Here is a 16,961-nt window from a genome sequence, read left to right on the forward strand (position 1 = left end):
GGCACGGTCACTCGGTGACCGTCACGGTGCCCTCCGGTGCCGCGGCGCGGACGCGGACCTCCCGGACCGCGTCGGGGTGGCGCAGGGCGCGCGAGACGGCCCCGATCTCGCGGAGCAGCTCCGTGGTGTCGGGGTCGTGGGTACCGTCGCAGTCGTCCGCGCGGGGGCCGGCGTCGACCGCGTCGAGGATCACCACCGCCGCGGCGAGCGCCCGCGCCCGCTCCGGGGGGAACCCCAGGCCGAGGGCGGCGGCGTACGACCGCTCGCGCTGCCGTTCGTCGGTGCGCCGGGCCAGCGGCAGCAGGACGTCGCGGATGAAGGTCTCGCGGCGGGTCAGGCGCAGCTCGGGGCTGGCGCGCAGGACGAACGGCACTCCGGCTCCGTGCACGGTCCGCATCAGCCGGTACAGCGGCCGCAGTTGGCGGTGGGCCAGGCGGATCCGCCAGCGTTCGTGCAGGTACTGGCCGGCGTGCGGCAGGATGAAACCGACCGCGATCGACACAGCGGACAGACAGGCCAGGGCCGGGGCCACGTCCAGGCTGAGCCAGTCCAGGTCGTTGCCGGTCCAGCGGGCCGTGACGGCGGTGAGCTTGGCGGCGTCGAAGGCCAGGTTCAGCGCGTAGCCGACGCCCAGGAACTTCAGCCCCCAGCGCAGCCAGGCGTCGAATCCGCCGGTGCGGATCCAGTTCCAGATCAGCTTCGAGGTGATGAGCACGGCGGTGGTGTGCGCGACGAGGTACAGCAGGATCTCCTCGCGCATGAACGGCGTGTTGGCGTAGTACGTGTCCAGGTCCCGGGTGCGCTCCACGGGCACGTCCGCGAGGAGGAACAGCACCCAGAGCGCGACGATCACGCTCCCGTAGGCGGTGACGACCCAGCGGGTGGCCCGGCGCGTCGAGGCGGAGCGCTCGGACAGGCCGTCGCGCCAGGCGATGATCAGCACCAGGCAGGAGCCGCAGAACGCGGTGAGCAGCGAGTACACCCAGGGCGCGGAGATGTTGGGCACGCCGGTGACGCGGTTGACCCAGACGATGGTCGAGGGCGCGACGAACACGAACACCGCGCAGGCGAGCAGCAGCAGACCGCCGACCGCGCGCAGCAGCGGGTCCTTCCAGAGCCGGATGATCGTCGGCAGTTTGATCGCCAGGGCGGCGGCCAGGACGCAGGCCGGGATCCACCAGAAGGACGTGTAGAACTCGCTGAGGAACGAGGCCGGGCCCGTGGCCGCGTCCGCCGACTCCACCGCGTCCCCCCGCTCTCCCTCACCGCCGTGTCCTGGCCGTCCTCGAGGCCCGTGCCCGAGGCCCGGGTTTAAGGGCCGTGTTCAAGGCCCGTGCCCGAGGCCCGGGTTCAAGGTCCGTGTTCAAGGCCCGTGCCCGAGGCCCGGGTTCAAGGCCGTACGAGCCTACGCGGAGGGAAGTGTCCGCGTCATGCGATGGAGCCGCGCGGAAAGTCCTGGCCCGACTTCTTGTCCGAACCATTGACGCGAAAGCGCCGCACACCTACGGTCCCGTTCGAAGTTACGAGCGCTATTCGATATCCCGAACACGTCGGACGTACACCTTTCGTTCATGACAGATGGGGCAGGGCATGGGACGACCTGGCCTGGATCGCAGGCACTTTCTGGCCGCGGCGGGCGGCCTGACGGTCGCGGGCAGCTTCGGCTTCGCGGCCCTGGGTACGGGCGCCGACGCGCTCGCCTCCGGAGCGGACACCCGCGTCAGCTACTGGAACCTCTTCAGCGGCGGCGACGGCTACAACATGATCGCGATGCTGGACTCCTTCCGTAAGGACAATCCCGGCATCGACGTGAAGGACTCCACCCTCCAGTGGGGCAGCCCCTTCTACACCAAGCTCGCCATGGCGGCCGCCGGCAACCGCGCGCCGGACCTCGGCGTCATGCACCTGGGTCGCGTCACCGGCTTCTCACCGGGCCGCCTCCTGGACCCCTGGGACGTCGGCCTGCTCGCCAAGTACGGCGTCAAGGAGGCGGACTTCAACCCCGACCTGTGGAAGCGCGCCGTCATCGACGGCAAGCTCTACGCCCTCCCGCTCGACATCCACGTCCAGCTCTGCTTCTACCGCAAGGACGTGCTGAAGAAGGCGGGACTGCTCGGCGCCGACGGCCGGATGGTGCCCGTGACGTCGACCGACGAGTGGTTCGACGTGCTGAAGGAGGCCAGGAAGGCCACCAAGAAGGGCCTGCAGACCATGGGCTTCTGGCACAACGACCAGAACTTCCAGTGGTGGTTCTTCGTCGCCTTCTACACCCAGCTCGGCGGCACCTGGTTCGACGACGCCAACGCCGAGGTCACCTTCGACACCGACAAGGCCGTCCAGGTCCTGGAGTTCCTGCGCCGGCACGTCGCCGACGGGTACGCCGACCCGAGCTTCGGGGGCGGCGCGGGCGCCGAACAGTTCGTCAACGGTTCCCCGTTCGCGTGGGAGGGCAACTGGTCGGTGCCGGTCTTCTCCGGCGCGAAGCTGGACTACGGCGCCGCCCCGCTGCCGCCCGTCTTCGGCAAGCAGGCCACCCACGCCGAGTCGCACTCCTTCGTGCTCCCGCACCAGGCCGGCCGCGGCGGCGCCACCAACGAGGCCGCGCACCAGCTGGCCGCCTACGTCGTCAAGCACGCCCAGCAGTGGGCGGCCGGCGGACACATCCCCGCCTACACGCCGACCCTGTCCACGGCCGCGTACAAGGAGCTGAACCCGCAGAGCGAGTACGCCGGCGCGATGGACCACCAGGCCACCGAGCCCAAGGTGTGGTTCGCCGGGTCCACCGGCATCCTCGCCCAGCGGGTCGGCCCGATCGTCGTCTCCTCGACGATGGGCTCGTCGAAGCCCGAGGCCGCCGCCCGCCGTATGAAGGGCGCGCTCACCGATCTGCTCGGCACGAAGAACCCGATGGACGGCAAGACCGCCGCGCAGGGAGGTGCGGCCGCATGACGACGACCAGCGCTGAATCGATCATCCGCCCGGCGCGCGCGAAGACCGCCGCGGCCGGCGCCACCGTCCGCCGCAGGCAGGGCTTTCAGCACGGCGGCTGGTTCGTCGCCCCGTTCCTCGCCCTGTTCGCGCTCTTCGTCGTCTGGCCCCTGCTGCGCGGGCTCTACCTCAGCTTCACGGACGCCAACATCTCCGGCGACGCCGCGAGCTTCATCGGCCTGGACAACTACCGCGAGGCCCTCCAGGACCCCCTGATGTGGGACGCGCTCGGCCACAGCGCGTACTTCACGCTGCTCGTCGTGCCCTGCATCACGGTCCTCGCCTTCCTCCTCGCGATGCTCGCCCACCACATCGAGCGCGGCAAGTGGCTGTGGCGGCTGTGCTTCTTCATGCCGTTCCTGCTGCCGTCCACCGTCGCCGCCAACCTGTGGCAGTGGCTGTTCAACCCCGGCACCGGCATGATCAACCACGTCTTCGGCCTCGAGACGCCGTGGCTGACCGACAAGTCGTACGCGCTGCTCGCGGTCGTCATCACCACCCTGTGGTGGACGGTCGGCTTCAGCTTCCTGCTCTACCTCGCCGCCCTCCAGGGCATCCCGCTGCACCTCTACGAGGCCGCCAAGCTGGACGGCGCGAACGCCTGGCACCGGACGGTCCACATCACGCTGCCGATGCTGCGCAACATCACCGGCCTCGTCGTCGCCCTCCAAATCCTCGCCTCGCTCCAGGTCTTCGACCAGGCCGTCGTCATGCAGGACTTCGGGCCGGGACCGGAGGAATCGACCCGCACCTTCGTGCAGTACACCCTCGAACAGGGCTTCACCAGCTACCGCGTGGGCTACGCCTCCGCGATCTCCATCATCTTCTTCGTGATCATCGCGGCCGTCGCCCTCGCCCGGATGTGGCTGCTGCGCAACCGTGAGGAGGGCGGCCGATGACCACCGCCGCAGCGCCGACGCGGACCAAGCCCCGCAAGGCCTGGTCGCCCAGCCAGATCGTGCTCACCCTCCTCGGCGCCGCCGTCTCCGCGGTGTTCCTCGCCCCGCTCGCCTGGGCGCTGTTCACCTCCCTGAAGTCGGAGACCGAGGCTGTCGAGGTGCCGACCCACTGGCTGCCCGAGGACTGGACGGGCCAGGCCTGGACGGCCCTGTTCGAGACCGGCAACATCACCAACTGGTTCGTCAACTCCCTGGTCGTGTCGGTCTGCGTGACGGCGATCGTGCTGCTGGTGAGCGCGCTCGCCGGGTACGGCTTCGCCCGCACCGAGTTCCGCGGCAAGGGCGTCCTGATGGGCGTCGTCATGGCCGGCCTCATGGTCTCCCCGGCCGTGCTCGGCGTCCCCCTGTTCACCACCGTCCAGCAGATGGGCATGGTCGACACCTACTGGGGCATGATCCTGCCGCAGTGCGCGCCCGCCGCGATGGTCTACATCCTCTACAAGTTCTTCCAGGGCATCCCGCGCGAACTGGAGGAGGCCGCCTTCATCGACGGCGCCGGCCGCTGGCGCGTCTTCTTCACGATCATCGTGCCGCTCTCCCGCCCCTCGCTCGCGGCGGTCGGCATCTTCACCTTCATCAGCTCCTGGAACAACTTCCTGTGGCCCTACATGGTGACCAACAACCCCGACCTGATGACCATGCCGAACGGCATCGCGACCGTCATGAACTCCTACGGCATCCAGTGGGCCCAGCTCATGGCCGGCGGCCTCATGGCCGGCCTGCCCCTGATCATCGTCTTCGTCTTCTTCCAGCGGCAGATCGTGGCGGGCGTCGCCCACACGGGATTGGCGGGACAGTGACCGTGCGCAGAACACTCGCCGCCGTGGCGACGGCCGCCCTGATGGCCCTGGTGCCCAACGCGGCGCAGGCGGCGCAGAGTCACCCCGACCCGCGTCCCATCACCGGCCAGCAGATCATCCACGACCCCACCGTCCTGCGCCTGAAGGGCGGCGGTTACGTCGCCTACTCCACCGGCGGCGTCATCGGCGCCCGCCTCTCCGAGGACGGCAGGCACTGGGACGACGCGGGCAACGCCTTCGCCGAGCCCCCGGCCTGGTGGTACGAGTACAACGACACCGGCGACCCGTGGGCCCCCGACCTCTCCTACCGCGACGGCCGCTACTGGCTCTACTACGCGGTCTCCTCCTGGGGCACCAACCACTCCGCGATCGGCGTCGCCACCTCCCGCACCGGCCTGCCCGGCAGCTGGACGGACCACGGCAAGGTCTTCTCCTCCGAGACGACGGACACCTGGAACGCCATCGACCCGGCGGTCGTCCGGGCCGACGGCCGCCTGTGGATGTCCTTCGGCTCGTACTGGAGCGGCATCCGCATGGTCGAGCTGGACCCGCGCACCGGCAAGGCCGTCCGGGGCGCGGAGGTCCACCACCTCGCCACCCGTCCCGACGAGCCGTACGCCGTCGAGGGCCCGGAGATCGTCAAGCACGGCCGCTACTACTACCTGTTCGCGTCGTACGACGCGTGCTGCTCCGGTGTGAACAGCACGTACAAGATCAAGGTCGGCAGGGCCACGGACATCACGGGCCCCTACGTCGACAGCGACGGCACCCCGATGCTGGAAGGCGGCGGCGACCTCCTCCTGGAGGGCCACGGCCGCTACATCGGCACGGGCGGCCAGTCCGTCTTCCGCGACCGCGGCCGGGACTGGCTGGCGTACCACTACTACGACGCGCAGGACGAGGGCACGCCCAAGCTCGGCCTGAACCCCCTGGACTGGACGAGGGACGGATGGCCGGCCGTCCGTCCCGGGCGCGGGTGACCGCGCGAGCACCCATGGACCACCCGCGGCCAGACCAACCGCAGCCAGATCACCCGCAGCCGAAACCCACCCCCTGGAAGGACTACATTGCGTACCGCCCGCTTCACCCTCGACCCCGCCTTCACCGTCGGTGAGGTCAACCCCCGCCTCTTCGGCTCCTTCGTAGAACACCTCGGCCGCTGCGTGTACACCGGCATCTTCGAGCCCGGCCACCCCACCGCCGACGACGCCGGCCTGCGCCAGGACGTGCTGGACCTGGTCCGGGAGCTCGGCGTCACTGCCATCCGCTACCCCGGCGGCAACTTCGTCTCCGGCTACAAGTGGGAGGACTCGGTCGGCCCGGTGGAGGACCGCCCCCGCCGCCTCGACCTGGCCTGGCGCTCCACGGAGACCAACCGCTTCGGCCTCTCCGAGTACATCGACTTCCTCAAGAAGATCGGCCCCCAGGCCGAGCCGATGATGGCGGTCAACCTCGGCACCCGCGGCGTCGCCGAGGCCCTCGAACTCCAGGAGTACGCCAACCACCCCTCCGGCACCGCGCTCTCCGACCTGCGCGCCGAGCACGGCGACAAGGACCCCTTCGGCATCAGGCTGTGGTGCCTCGGCAACGAGATGGACGGCCCCTGGCAGACCGGCCACAAGACCGCCGAGGAGTACGGCCGCCTCGCCGCCGAGACCGCCCGCGCCATGCGCCAGATCGACCCGGACCTCGAACTCGTCGCCTGCGGCTCCTCCGGCCAGTCCATGGAGACCTTCGCCGAGTGGGAGGCGACGGTCCTCAAGGAGACGTACGACCTGGTGGACCACATCTCCCTGCACGCCTACTACGAGCCGCACGACGGCGACATCGACTCCTTCCTCGCCTCGGCCGTGGACATGGAGTCGTTCATCGAGAACGTCGTCGCCACCTGCGACCACATCGGCGCCCGCCTCAAGTCGAAGAAGAGGATCAACCTCTCCTTCGACGAGTGGAACGTCTGGTACATGGCCAAGACCGAGGCCGAGGTCAGCGCCCTGGACTGGCCCGAGGCGCCCCGCCTGCTGGAGGACAACTACAGCCTCACCGACGCGGTCGTCTTCGGCTCGCTCCTCATCGCCCTGCTGCGGCACGCCGACCGCGTCACCGTCGCCTGCCTCGCCCAGCTCGTCAACGTCATCGCCCCGATCATGACCGAGCCGGGCGGCCCGGCCTGGCGCCAGACGACCTTCTTCCCGTTCGCGCAGGCCTCGAAGTACGGCCGCGGCGAGGTCCTCGACGTCCGGGTGGACTCACCGACGTACGAGACGAAGAAGTACGGCGAGGCCGACCTGCTGCACGCCACCGCCGTGCGCGCCGAGGACGGCTCGGTCACCGTCTTCGCCGTCAACCGCTCCCGCACCGAGTCGCTGCCGCTCGACGTCGCTCTGAGCGGCCTGGACCTGACCGAGGTCGTCGAGCACAGCGCCCTCGCGGACGCCGACCCCGACGCCCGCAACACGCTCGCCGAGCCCGAGCGGGTCGTCCCGCACCAGGTCGAGGGCACCCGGCTGCGGGACGGCGGGCTGGCCGCCGTGCTGGAGCCGCTGTCCTGGAACGTGATCCGGCTGCGCTGAGGCAGGCCCGCCGGGGTCAGCGGCGCGGGCCGGGGGAGGTCACCGGTGTCACCGGCACCCCTCCGGCCGCGCCGCCCAGCAGCTTCAGCCGCACCGTCCCCGGCCCCGACGCGGTGTCGCCGCCGGCCAGGACGGCGAGGGCCAGGGTGTTGGCGGCGGCGCGGGTGCGCAGGATGCCGTTCGGCAGGACGAAGGTGTGCGGCGCGCCCGTCGGGTCGACCGCGTACTCGCCCATGTTCCAGCCGTTGAGGAAGACCTGGGCGCGGTAGTCGCGGTCCCGGTCGTCGCCGAGGACGAGCCCGACCGAGGCGTCGACGTCCGGCGGGACGTCCAGCCGGAAGGCGGTCCGGTACCAGGTCACGCCCTGGCGCCGGTCCGCCCGGGGCAGGGACACGGACTCCCAGCGGCCGTCGTCGTAGCCGGGCAGGTGCCAGCCGTGCCGCTCCCCGAACAGCCCGCCGTGGTTGAGCGGCCCGCGCACGGGGTCGGGCGCGGCGGCGCCCTGGATCCGCCACCTCACCTTCGGTGACGCCCCCTCGAACGCGACCGACGTCAGCCCGCGGGCCGCCTTGTACGCGTCATGGTCGTGCTGCGTGCGCCGGACGAGGACGGACAGGACGGGGGAGTCACCGGTGCCGGGCCCCTCCCGCGGTTCCCTCCGCAGCGCCCGCCGCAGTCCCCCGGGCAGCCGGAAGCGGGCCGTGGCGGTCCAGGTGCCCGTCCCGTCCGCCTCCCGGTCCATGCGGTGCGTGCCCAGCGGCTCCCCGTCCAGCCAGGCCATCAGCATCCCCCGCGCGCCCGTGCTGTAGGCGAGGGACAACTCCTCCAGGCCCGTGGCGCCGCTGAGCCGGCCCCGGTACCAGACGTCGCCGTAGTGGAAGCCGTAGTCGTCGGCGAAGAGCACGGGCTGCCCGTCGGGCACGGGGGTCGTGCTGTACGACGTCCGCCGGTCGGCGACCGTCCATCCCGAGTCGTCGTAGCCGGGGCGGGACTCGGGGTTCTCGGTGCGGCGCCGCCAGCCGTCCAGCGCGGGCAGCACCAGTTCGGGCACGCCGGGCAGCAGCCAGGTGGCCAGCAGGCTGTGGGCGCGGCTCGCCGTCGTACTGACCGCGTCGCCGTTCCAGGTCACGTCCGTGATGCCGCGCGGCGCCCACACCTCGAGAGGGCACTCCTCGACGGTGTCGCCGGTCAGCCGGATCGTGGCACCGTCCAGGGCGACGTCGCGCAGCAGCGCCGGGCCGTGCACGAGGACCCGGCCCGACGGGGTCTCGTACGGCCACAGCCGCAGGGAGGCGGCGTCGTCGGCGAAGAGGAGCAGCAGGGTGCGGTCGGACTTGCCGCTGCGCACCCGCACCCGGGTCAGCCGGTTCTCCTCGAGAGGTACCGTGACGTGCAGTTTTCCGTGGTCGTACGCCCAGGCGGCCTCCTCGTCCAGCCGGGTCGGCCACGGCTCGTGCGGGCAGTCCAGCACCAGGTGCGCCATCTCGCCGGCCCGGCCGACGAAGGCGGCGATGTCCAGCCGCCCGACGCTGAAGGACAGCATGGGCTGCACGGTGGCGTACGCCAGTTTCCGTCCCGCGCCCAGGTGGAGTCCGGTGGCGAGCAGCTTGGCGTCGTGGGCGGGGACGGTGACCTCCACGTCGGTCCCGCCCATCGGCACCTTCGAGGTGACGCCGGTGGCGGAGTCGTTGCGCAGGACGTACGCGTGGGTGCCCGTGTCCGGGTTGGCCAGGTGCCGCACCTGGATCCGGGGGTCCCCGGCCCTGACGTCGGACGCCTCCTCCAGCCGGGTGAAGTCGGGGATGTGGCGCAGCAGCTGGCCCAGCTGGTGGAGCGGGGCGAGCTTGTCCGTCGGCCGGCGCCCCTCGTCGATCGCCGCGGTGGGGTCGTACGTGGGCGTGGGCGCGGACGGCGCGGGCAGCCAGCCCCACGAGGTGCCGCCGAACGCCGTGTGGACGTTGTGCAGCGTGATCCCCCGCCCGAGGTGGTCGAGATGGACGCGCCGCGCCTCGGCGGCGTCCCGGGTCCGCTCCACCTCGCCCCAGGGGGCCGGCGTGTCGGTGTGCAGCAGGGGTACGTCGACGCCGTCGGCGCGGAGCCTGTCGTGCAGGCGGGTCAGGCGGGCGCGCCGCGGGGCGTCGACCCGGTAGAGCAGGACCGTGCCCTCGCCCCGGGTGTACTGGTGCCGGGCGGCGACGGCGTTGACGCGGCTCAGCCACTCGTCGGCGTGGCGCAGATAGGCGGCGTCGAGGGTCCGGGCCCGGCCCTCGGCGGCCGTCAGCCAGCCGGGCAGGCCGCCCGCGTCCACGTCGGCGCCGATGTACGGGCCGGGCCGGAGGACGACGTACATCCGGGTCTCGGCGGCCGTGCGCAGGAACAGGTCCAGGTCGCGGACACCGGTGAAGTCGTACGCGCCGGGGGCGGGGGAGTGCTGGTTCCAGGCGAGGCGGACGCTGACCGCGTTGTAGCCGTACGCCCGCATCTTCTGGAGGACGTCCCGCCACAGGGACGGGCTCGGCAGCCGGAAGGGGTGCATCTCGCCGGACCACAGCGCGAGGCGTCTGCCGTCGACGAGCAGCGAGTACCGGTCCAGGGCGACCCGGTGGCGCACGCCGTCGGCGCCGGGCGGCCCGGGCGGCGGCCCGGTGGGCACGGGGCCGCGGGCGCCGGAGCCGGGCAGCGCCTGGCTGCTCACGCTGCCGCCGAGCGCGAGACCGAGGACGGTGGTGCCCGCGAGGGCGCTGAACGCTCGTCTGCTGAGCCTGCTGAGCTCCAAGGGAGCCTCTCCTGTTGCCGTGCTTCTGGTGCTGCGCTGCCGGGCCATTCTCCACAAGGAGCCGGTGATGCGTTAAATGGCCGGAGTGCCGTCTGTCCGTGTCCCGCCGGGGTGCATACGATGCGACCGCACCGTGAATGACATGAGCACAACAGAGATGCATGTCAGACGCATTCAACGAATCCACCCCCCCACTGACCGGGATGGGAGACCCATGGCCACCGGCCTGCTCCTGAGCGGCACGATCGCCGCGCTCCTCACCTCCGCGCTGCCCGCGCAGCACCAGCCCTCCGACGGGTTCGACGACCCGCCGCCGGACAGGATCGTCATCAAGGTCGCCACGGTGAACGGCTCCGGCTGCCCGCAGGGCACGACCGCGGTCGCCGTCTCGGAGGACAACACCGCCTTCACCGTCACCTACAGCGACTACCTCGCCCAGGCCGGCGGCGACTCCGCGCCCACCGACTTCCGCAAGAACTGCCAGCTCAACCTGCTCGTCCACGTCCCGCAGGGCTTCACCTACGCCGTGGCCGGCGCGGACTACCGCGGCTTCGCCGCCCTCCAGCCCGGCGCCACGGCCACCCAGCGGGCCTCGTACTACTTCCAGGGCTCCCCGGACACCCAGTACCGCACCCACCCCTTCAGCGGCCCGCTCAACGACAACTGGCAGGCCACCGACACCACCGACTGGGCCCAGCTGGTCTGGGCACCCTGCGGGGTCCAGCGCAACTTCAACATCAACACGGAGCTGCGGGTGAGCGCGGGGACGTCCCACCCCGACGAGGTGAGCTTCATGACGATGGACTCGACGGACGGCGACATCAGCACGGTGTACCACCTGGCGTGGAAGGAGTGCCCCGAGACCTGACCGGCCGGGGGCGGGCGCGGCCGCGGTCGCCGGTGCCGGGCGACGCGGCCGTGCCCGCTCTTGTCGTGTGCGACGTCAGCACACACGACGCGGCCGTGCCCGCCGGTGTCGTGCGCGACGTCAGCGCACGGTCAGCCCGCGCTCCTCGAGCTCGGCCACACACGCGTCGGGCACCCGGACCGACGTGGCGGTCCGGTTGCCCGACGCGGGCACCTCCCGCCGCTCCCGTTCGGCCTCGGCCCGCGCCTGCTCGACGTCGTCGGCGATCTCCCGGCAGTCGACGCCGTACGTCTGCGCCGGTGCCGGCTCCTCGGCGGGGAACCACCCCGGCTCCTCCGGGACCGGCCCGGTGCCGAGCGCGGCGGTGGCGGCGGCACCGGCCAGACACAGCCCCGCCCACACGACGACGATCCACCGTCGGACCTTCACGCAACTCTCCTCCAGCAAGGGCCGGTTCGGCCGCCGACGTCGGGACCGGCCCAGCGTAAAGCCGTGACGGCGGCGGCACGGCGGGTTGTAGGGTCCGCGTGTGCGTTGAACTCCCGGGCGGTGGCCGAGTGCCGCCGCAGACGGTACGGGCGACCCCGCCGGCACGGGGCCGCCCGGTCGGCATACCCGTCGCCCGTCCCTCACCGGAGATCACCCACATGACCGCTCGGCAGCCCCTCACCTACGACGCCTTCGTCGCACTCGCCTCCGCCGACCCGGCCGTCGTCGGACTCGTCCTCAAGGGCTCCCGGGCCCACGAGGGCATGACCACCGAGTACTCCGACCACGACCTGTACGTCGTCCTCGCCGACGGCGTACCGACGGCCCTCACCGGGTTCGCGGGGCACCGCACCCCGGAACTCGACCTGGTCGTCCTCTCCCTCGACGAGTTCCGCGCCGCCGGCCTGCCCGGCTTCGAGCGGTACGCTCTCGCCCGCGCCCGCGTCGTGCTGGACCGGCTGGACGGCGGCATCGCCCGGATGCTGGCCGCCAAGGCGCGCCTCGACGCCGGCGAGGCGTTCCGGGACGCGGGCGAGTGGCTCGACGCCTACGCCAACTCCCTCTACCGCTCCGTCAAGAACGACCGCGACGGGCACGCGCTCGCGGCCCGGCTCGACGCCGCCGACAGCGTCCGCTTCCTGCTGGAGCTGCTCTTCGCCCTCGACCGCCGCCCCCGCCCCTACAACAAGTACCTGGAATGGGAACTCGCCCGTTCCCCGCTGCCGGGCTGGGACACGGGCCCGCTGCTCGGCGCCGTGGACGCCATCTCGGCGACGGGCGACGTGTCCGCACAGCGCCATCTCTTCGCGCGGGTCGAGGCGGTGGCCCGCGCGGCCGGGCACGGGGCGGTGCTGGACGCCTGGGGCGAGGACCTGGACCTGATGCGCCCGCCTTCGCCGGCCCCGTAGGCCCCGGCGGTCACTCCGTGGCGTGGCCGCCGGTGCGGGTGCTCCCCGTGGGCCGACGGCCGTCAGGACCCGCTCGGCCGGCACACCAGCGGCTTGTCCAGTTCGGAGCAGGGGCGGTGGCCCTTGGAGCGGATGATGTCCTTGCCGACCTCGTCGGCGAGGTAGCGCAGGAAACCCGCGGCGATCGAGCCGGCCGGGGGCTCGCCGTAGGTGTAGGCGATCTCCGTCTCCCAGTAGGGGTACGCGCCCTGGTCGACGCCCTCCAGTGTCGCGGGGTAGCCGTCGATGTGGACCTGCCGCACGCTCCCGTGCGCGTCGGCGAGGCCGACCTCGCTGTAGCCGAGGGCGCCGGAGATCGAGGCGACGGTGTTCAGCAGGGTCCCGGTCTTGCCGACCTCGCAGCGATTGGCCCTGCTCATGTCCATGCTCTTGCAGTCGCTCGTCGTGACCGCCGGCAGGGGGCGGTCGTCCAGGACCTGCCGCTGGAGGGTGGTGCGGGTGCCCGAGCCCGGGTGGCGGCCGACGAGCTGGATGGGCCGGTTCTCGCCGTTCACCTGCTTCCAGTTGGTGATCTTTCCGGCGTAGATGTCCCGGACCTGGTCCAGGGACAGGTCCTGGACCCCGGTGTCCTTGTTCACGACCAGGGTGAACAGGGACAGGGCGACGGGGCGGGGCAGGAGCCGGGTGCGGCCGGGGGACTTGGGGCCGTCGCTGAACGTCAGCCGGTTGCCGAGCCCTTCGTCACCCTTCGGTCTCTCCTTGTCCCCGGCCGTGGCGAGTGCGTCCAGCCCCGGGACACTGCCCTCGAACTGGCTGTCGGACAGGGGTATGCGCGCGCCGGGGCAGGTCTTCACGTACTGCTCGGCGGCCTGTTCCAGGACCGGCTTGAACGCCGTGGAGCCCGTCAGGTGCAGTGTCCCCTCGGCGCAGTCCAGCGGCGCGGCCACGGCGTCCTCGCCCCGGGCGAACGTGGACACGGACTGGGCGACGCTCACCAGGACGAGCACGGCGAGCAGCCAGCGGACCGGCCGGGACGCGAAGGGGTAGTACTCGGTCCTCTTGATGGTCCCGCCGCGCACCCCGCCGACGATGCCCGCGGTGACCTCCGGGTCGGGGAAGTCGGTCTCGGTGAACGTCGGGACGCGGTCCAGGACCGCCAGCACCTTGTAGTGGGCCCGGCGGTTGAGCTTCACCTTGGGCAGTCTGATGACACCGTCCGAGGCCCCGAAGCCCGGCGTCCCCGGTGTGAAGAAGTCGCGCAGCACGGTGTGGCTGCACTCCGTCACGACCATGCCGACCACGCGGCGGCCCGGAAACTTCACGCGTATGCCCACCGTGTCGTTGGCGGGGGCCACGTAGTCCTCCTCGACTATCGGGGTCCAGCCGACGTTCTCGATGCGCAGCAGGGCGACCGACGGGTCCCTCAGGTCGACGCCGTCCCACTGCATGCTCTGGAGCACCCCGGCCTCCGGTCCGGAGGACGTGGCCGAGTCCCGGGCGCTGGTGTCCATCTGCACGCGGTAGCCGAGCCGTTTGCGGCCCGCGAGGAAGAACTCCCACAGGGCGGCGATCACGGGCACGGCGAGGCCGAGCACGGCGATCACGGACTCCCACGGAAAACCGTTCATGACCGACTCCCGACTTCCGACTCAGGACGCGCGCACGGGGATGGGGAGGCCATGTTGTCCGGACAGGCGGGGGACCGACCGAAGTGGTGCTGACCATCCGTCAGGTATTCACCGGTTCGTCACCTGTGAACCGTGGTGTTCTCCGCGAGTTGGTTGCCGTTGCTGCGCGGGCCATTGACGCGCATGGGGTTCGTCCCTACGTTCCGTCCGAAGACACGATCGATGTTCGAAATCCAGAACAGGAGCGTTGTCCATGAGACCCACCACGCGTCGCAGGCGAACCGCACTCCTCGCTCTCCCCACCGCCGCACTCCTCGCGCTCGTCCCCACCACGGCGTCGGCGTACCCGAACCCGGGTCGAGTCACCGGGTCCGTCGTCACGCACGATCCGACCATGATCCGGACGTCCTCCGGCCAGTACCTGCTCTACGCCACCGGCGGAGGCATCAGCAGCAAGGCGTCCTCCGACCGCACCGCCTTCTCCACCGGCGCGGACGCCTTCCGTTCCCGGCCCGGCTGGTGGTCGCGCTACTCCTCCGTCCCGGAGGCCTGGGCGCCCGACATCTCCTACCACGGCGGCAAGTACCTGATGTACTACTCCGTCTCCAAGTTCGGCGAGAACACCTCGGCCATCGGGCTGGCCGGCTCCACCACCGGACAGCCGGGCAGCTGGACCGACTACGGCATCGTCTACACGTCGAACACGTCCAGCGACTACAACGCCATCGACCCCAACCTCTTCGTCGACGACGACGGCAAGTGGTGGCTGTCCTTCGGCAGCTGGTGGACCGGCATCAAGATGATCCGCATCGACCCGTCCACCGGCAAGCAGCTCGCCTCCGACACCGCCCGCCGCTCCCTCGCCTCCCGCCCGAGCGGCACCAAGGCCGTCGAGGCCCCGTACATCGTCAAGCGGAACGGGTACTACTACCTCTTCGCCTCGTACGACACCTGCTGCGCCGGCACCAGCTCCACCTACAAGGTCAAGGTCGGCCGGGCGACCAGCGTCACCGGGCCGTACTACGACCGCAACGGCGTCTCGATGATGAACAACGGCGGCACGCCCGTGCTCGAGTCGCACGGCAGCGTCATCGGCCCCGGCGGCCAGTCGATCATGAACGACGTCGACGGCGACCTGATCGTCTACCACTACTACGACGGCAACGACAACGGCACCCCCAAGCTCGGCATCAACCTCCTGGACTGGAGCAGCGGCTGGCCCGTCGCCTACTGAGCGGCGGGGGTCACCCCGTCCGGCCCACGCCCGCCGCGTCCGGCCAGTGGGCCGGCCCGGGCCGGCCCGTCGCCGGGACCGACTCCAGGCCGTCGGTGCCCCTGACCTGAGCGGCCGTGAGGCCACCGCGGGCCGGTACGCCGGGCGGGGTGGGGCCGGTGGTCACGGCGTACGGGGCGGCCGTGGCAGCCGGGGCCGCCCCGGGATACGGCGCCGGGGCGGCCGCGGGTGGTGGGACCGGTGCCGGGTGGGGGACCGGCACCGGTCCGGGATACGGCGCCGGGTGGGGGACCGGCACCGCCTGCGGGACCGGCTGCGGTGCCGTCGGCACCGGCAGCGGCAGCGGCAGCGACATCGGGCCGACGGCTGCCGCCGCCGGCGCGGCGATCGGCACCGCGGCGGGGAGCGGCATGCCGCTTCCGGCGGCCGGCGCGGGGGCGAGCCCTCGCAGGCCGGACCCGTTGGTCTCGCTCACCAGGCGGTCCACCGCCGCCGTGCCCGAGCTGTAGCCGGTCCCGGTGGCGGGCTCGGTGGCGGTCACGGGCCCGGTGGCGGGCTCGGGTACGGCGGCTCCCCTCCCGGCCCCGTAGAGCACCTGTTCCAGGCCGGACACCAGGCGGCGCACGTCCATCCGGGGGCGCACCACGAGACGCAGGAAGCGGCTGGACGAACCGATCTTGTTGCCGCATTCACGGACCAGGACCCGGTGCTCGGTGAGCATGCGGTCCCGCACGACGGTGCCCTCCGCGCCCACGGGGAGGCGCACGAAGAGGAAGTTGCCCTGGGAGGGGTAGACGGTCAGGCCGGGCAGCGCGGACAGCTCACCGGCCATCTCCAGGCGGTCGCGGCGGACCTGGTGCAGGCTCCGCGCGTACTCGGGGCCGTGGTCGCGCAGCATGAACACCACGTGTTCCGCGAAGGAGTTGAGGTTCCACTTCGGCAGCATGGCGCGCACCCGGCCCGCCAGCGCCGGGCCGGCGACCAGGTAGCCGAAGCGGATGCCGTGCAGCCCGAAGTTCTTGCCGAGGCTGCGCAGGACGACGACGTTGGGGCGCAGCATCGCCTCGTGGACGACGCTGGGCTCGGCCTCCGCGTCGGCGAACTCCAGGAAGGACTCGTCGACCACGACCAGGTCCCGGTCGGCCATCGCGTCCATGAACCGTACGAGCGCCTCCTTGTGCAGGTAGCCGCCGTCGGGGTTGTTGGGGTTGCAGACCACCACCGTCCGCGTCCCCCTGGCCCGGACGAACTCGGCGTACCGCGCGAGGTCGAGGGCGAAGCCGCCGGCCTCCTGGAGCGGGAACATGTCGACCCGTTTGCCGGTCTCCGCGGGCTGGTCGGTCCAGCGGCCGAAGGTGGGGACGGGGACGGCGAGGGACTCCCGGACCAGCAGGTGGTCGATCCAGGTGATGAGCTCCGTGGAGCCGTTGCCCATCGCCACGCACTGCGGGGGGAGCTGGAGCAGGCCGCACAGTTCGGCGGTGATGGTGTCGGCGCCGCTCGGGTAGTACGTGATGATGTCGCGCAGCCGGCCGGCCAGCTCGTCGAACATCGCCGGGGTGGGGAAGTACGGGTTGCAGGGGATGCAGAAGTCCACCGGGCCGGCGCCCGCCGCCTCGCCGCTCTCCCGCGTCAGCGCCGCCATCGACGGGCTGTGCGCCGCGGTGCCGCGGAACAGCGAGGTGACGTTCCCGGACAAGTGGACCTCCGTAGGTGGGCGGCCCGCGCCGGGGAGCGC

At 71.7% G+C, this 16,961-nt stretch carries 13 protein-coding genes; 8 read left to right on the top strand and 5 right to left on the bottom strand.

Annotation, left to right across the window (positions count from 1 at the left end; translation table 11 throughout):
* Nucleotides 1-7: 7 nt before the first annotated feature.
* Nucleotides 8-1,243: an MAB_1171c family putative transporter gene (locus ACP4J0_RS12860; protein ID WP_426598775.1), complete on the bottom strand. Its 1,236-nt coding sequence runs from the start codon at nt 1,241-1,243 to the stop codon at nt 8-10.
* Nucleotides 1,244-1,590: 347 nt separating this feature from the next.
* Between ACP4J0_RS12860 and ACP4J0_RS12865 the strand changes: the two genes are divergently transcribed.
* From ACP4J0_RS12865 to ACP4J0_RS12885, 5 genes are all read left to right on the top strand, one after another.
* Nucleotides 1,591-2,949 carry an extracellular solute-binding protein gene (locus ACP4J0_RS12865; RefSeq protein WP_426598776.1) on the top strand — a complete coding sequence of 453 codons (1,359 nt, stop codon included), beginning with the start codon at nt 1,591-1,593 and terminating at the stop codon, nt 2,947-2,949.
* Nucleotides 2,946-3,887, top strand: a complete 942-nt coding sequence (locus ACP4J0_RS12870; RefSeq protein ID WP_426598777.1) for a carbohydrate ABC transporter permease — start codon at nt 2,946-2,948, stop codon at nt 3,885-3,887. The genes ACP4J0_RS12865 and ACP4J0_RS12870 overlap by 4 nt, the downstream gene beginning before the upstream one ends.
* The gene (locus ACP4J0_RS12875; RefSeq protein WP_426598778.1) at nt 3,884-4,747 is read left to right on the top strand and encodes a carbohydrate ABC transporter permease; all 864 of its coding nucleotides are present in this window, start codon (nt 3,884-3,886) and stop codon (nt 4,745-4,747) included. Before ACP4J0_RS12870 ends, ACP4J0_RS12875 begins: the two co-directional genes overlap by 4 nt.
* On the top strand, nt 4,744-5,727 hold the full coding sequence (locus ACP4J0_RS12880) for an arabinan endo-1,5-alpha-L-arabinosidase (protein WP_426598779.1): 984 nt from the start codon (nt 4,744-4,746) through the stop codon (nt 5,725-5,727). Before ACP4J0_RS12875 ends, ACP4J0_RS12880 begins: the two co-directional genes overlap by 4 nt.
* Nucleotides 5,728-5,814: 87 nt before the next feature.
* Nucleotides 5,815-7,320, top strand: coding sequence for an alpha-N-arabinofuranosidase (locus tag ACP4J0_RS12885; RefSeq protein WP_426598780.1), 1,506 nt, complete (start codon nt 5,815-5,817; stop codon nt 7,318-7,320).
* A gap of 16 nt (nt 7,321-7,336) precedes the next feature.
* Here ACP4J0_RS12885 and ACP4J0_RS12890 read toward each other — a convergent pair whose 3' ends face one another.
* Nucleotides 7,337-10,144, bottom strand: coding sequence for a beta-galactosidase (locus tag ACP4J0_RS12890; protein ID WP_426598781.1), 2,808 nt, complete (start codon nt 10,142-10,144; stop codon nt 7,337-7,339).
* Nucleotides 10,145-10,310: 166 nt separating this feature from the next.
* On the opposite strand from ACP4J0_RS12890, the gene ACP4J0_RS12895 reads away from it, so the two are divergent.
* Complete coding sequence (locus tag ACP4J0_RS12895; RefSeq protein WP_426598782.1) at nt 10,311-10,964, top strand: DUF4360 domain-containing protein; 654 nt, start codon at nt 10,311-10,313, stop codon at nt 10,962-10,964.
* 120 nt (nt 10,965-11,084) lie between these two features.
* Here the strand turns inward: ACP4J0_RS12895 and ACP4J0_RS12900 are convergent, their stop codons facing one another.
* Nucleotides 11,085-11,393, bottom strand: coding sequence for a hypothetical protein (locus tag ACP4J0_RS12900; RefSeq protein ID WP_426598783.1), 309 nt, complete (start codon nt 11,391-11,393; stop codon nt 11,085-11,087).
* Between the two features lie 218 nt (nt 11,394-11,611).
* Here ACP4J0_RS12900 and ACP4J0_RS12905 point away from each other — a divergent pair, with 218 nt between their 5' ends.
* The gene (locus ACP4J0_RS12905; protein ID WP_426598784.1) at nt 11,612-12,361 is read left to right on the top strand and encodes a hypothetical protein; all 750 of its coding nucleotides are present in this window, start codon (nt 11,612-11,614) and stop codon (nt 12,359-12,361) included.
* Between the two features lie 62 nt (nt 12,362-12,423).
* Here the strand turns inward: ACP4J0_RS12905 and ACP4J0_RS12910 are convergent, their stop codons facing one another.
* Nucleotides 12,424-13,989 carry a substrate-binding domain-containing protein gene (locus ACP4J0_RS12910; protein WP_426598785.1) on the bottom strand — a complete coding sequence of 522 codons (1,566 nt, stop codon included), beginning with the start codon at nt 13,987-13,989 and terminating at the stop codon, nt 12,424-12,426.
* 253 nt (nt 13,990-14,242) lie between these two features.
* On the opposite strand from ACP4J0_RS12910, the gene ACP4J0_RS12915 reads away from it, so the two are divergent.
* A complete protein-coding gene (locus tag ACP4J0_RS12915; RefSeq protein ID WP_426598786.1) occupies nt 14,243-15,223 on the top strand; it encodes an arabinan endo-1,5-alpha-L-arabinosidase in 981 nt (326 codons plus the stop codon).
* A gap of 10 nt (nt 15,224-15,233) precedes the next feature.
* On the opposite strand, the gene ACP4J0_RS12920 is transcribed toward ACP4J0_RS12915, so the two are convergent.
* A complete protein-coding gene (locus tag ACP4J0_RS12920) occupies nt 15,234-16,922 on the bottom strand; it encodes a pyridoxal phosphate-dependent aminotransferase (protein WP_426598787.1) in 1,689 nt (562 codons plus the stop codon).
* Between the last annotated feature and the right edge of the window lie 39 nt (nt 16,923-16,961).

The organism is Streptomyces sp. WG7 (genome assembly GCF_049975785.1).
Lineage (GTDB): Bacteria > Actinomycetota > Actinomycetes > Streptomycetales > Streptomycetaceae > Streptomyces.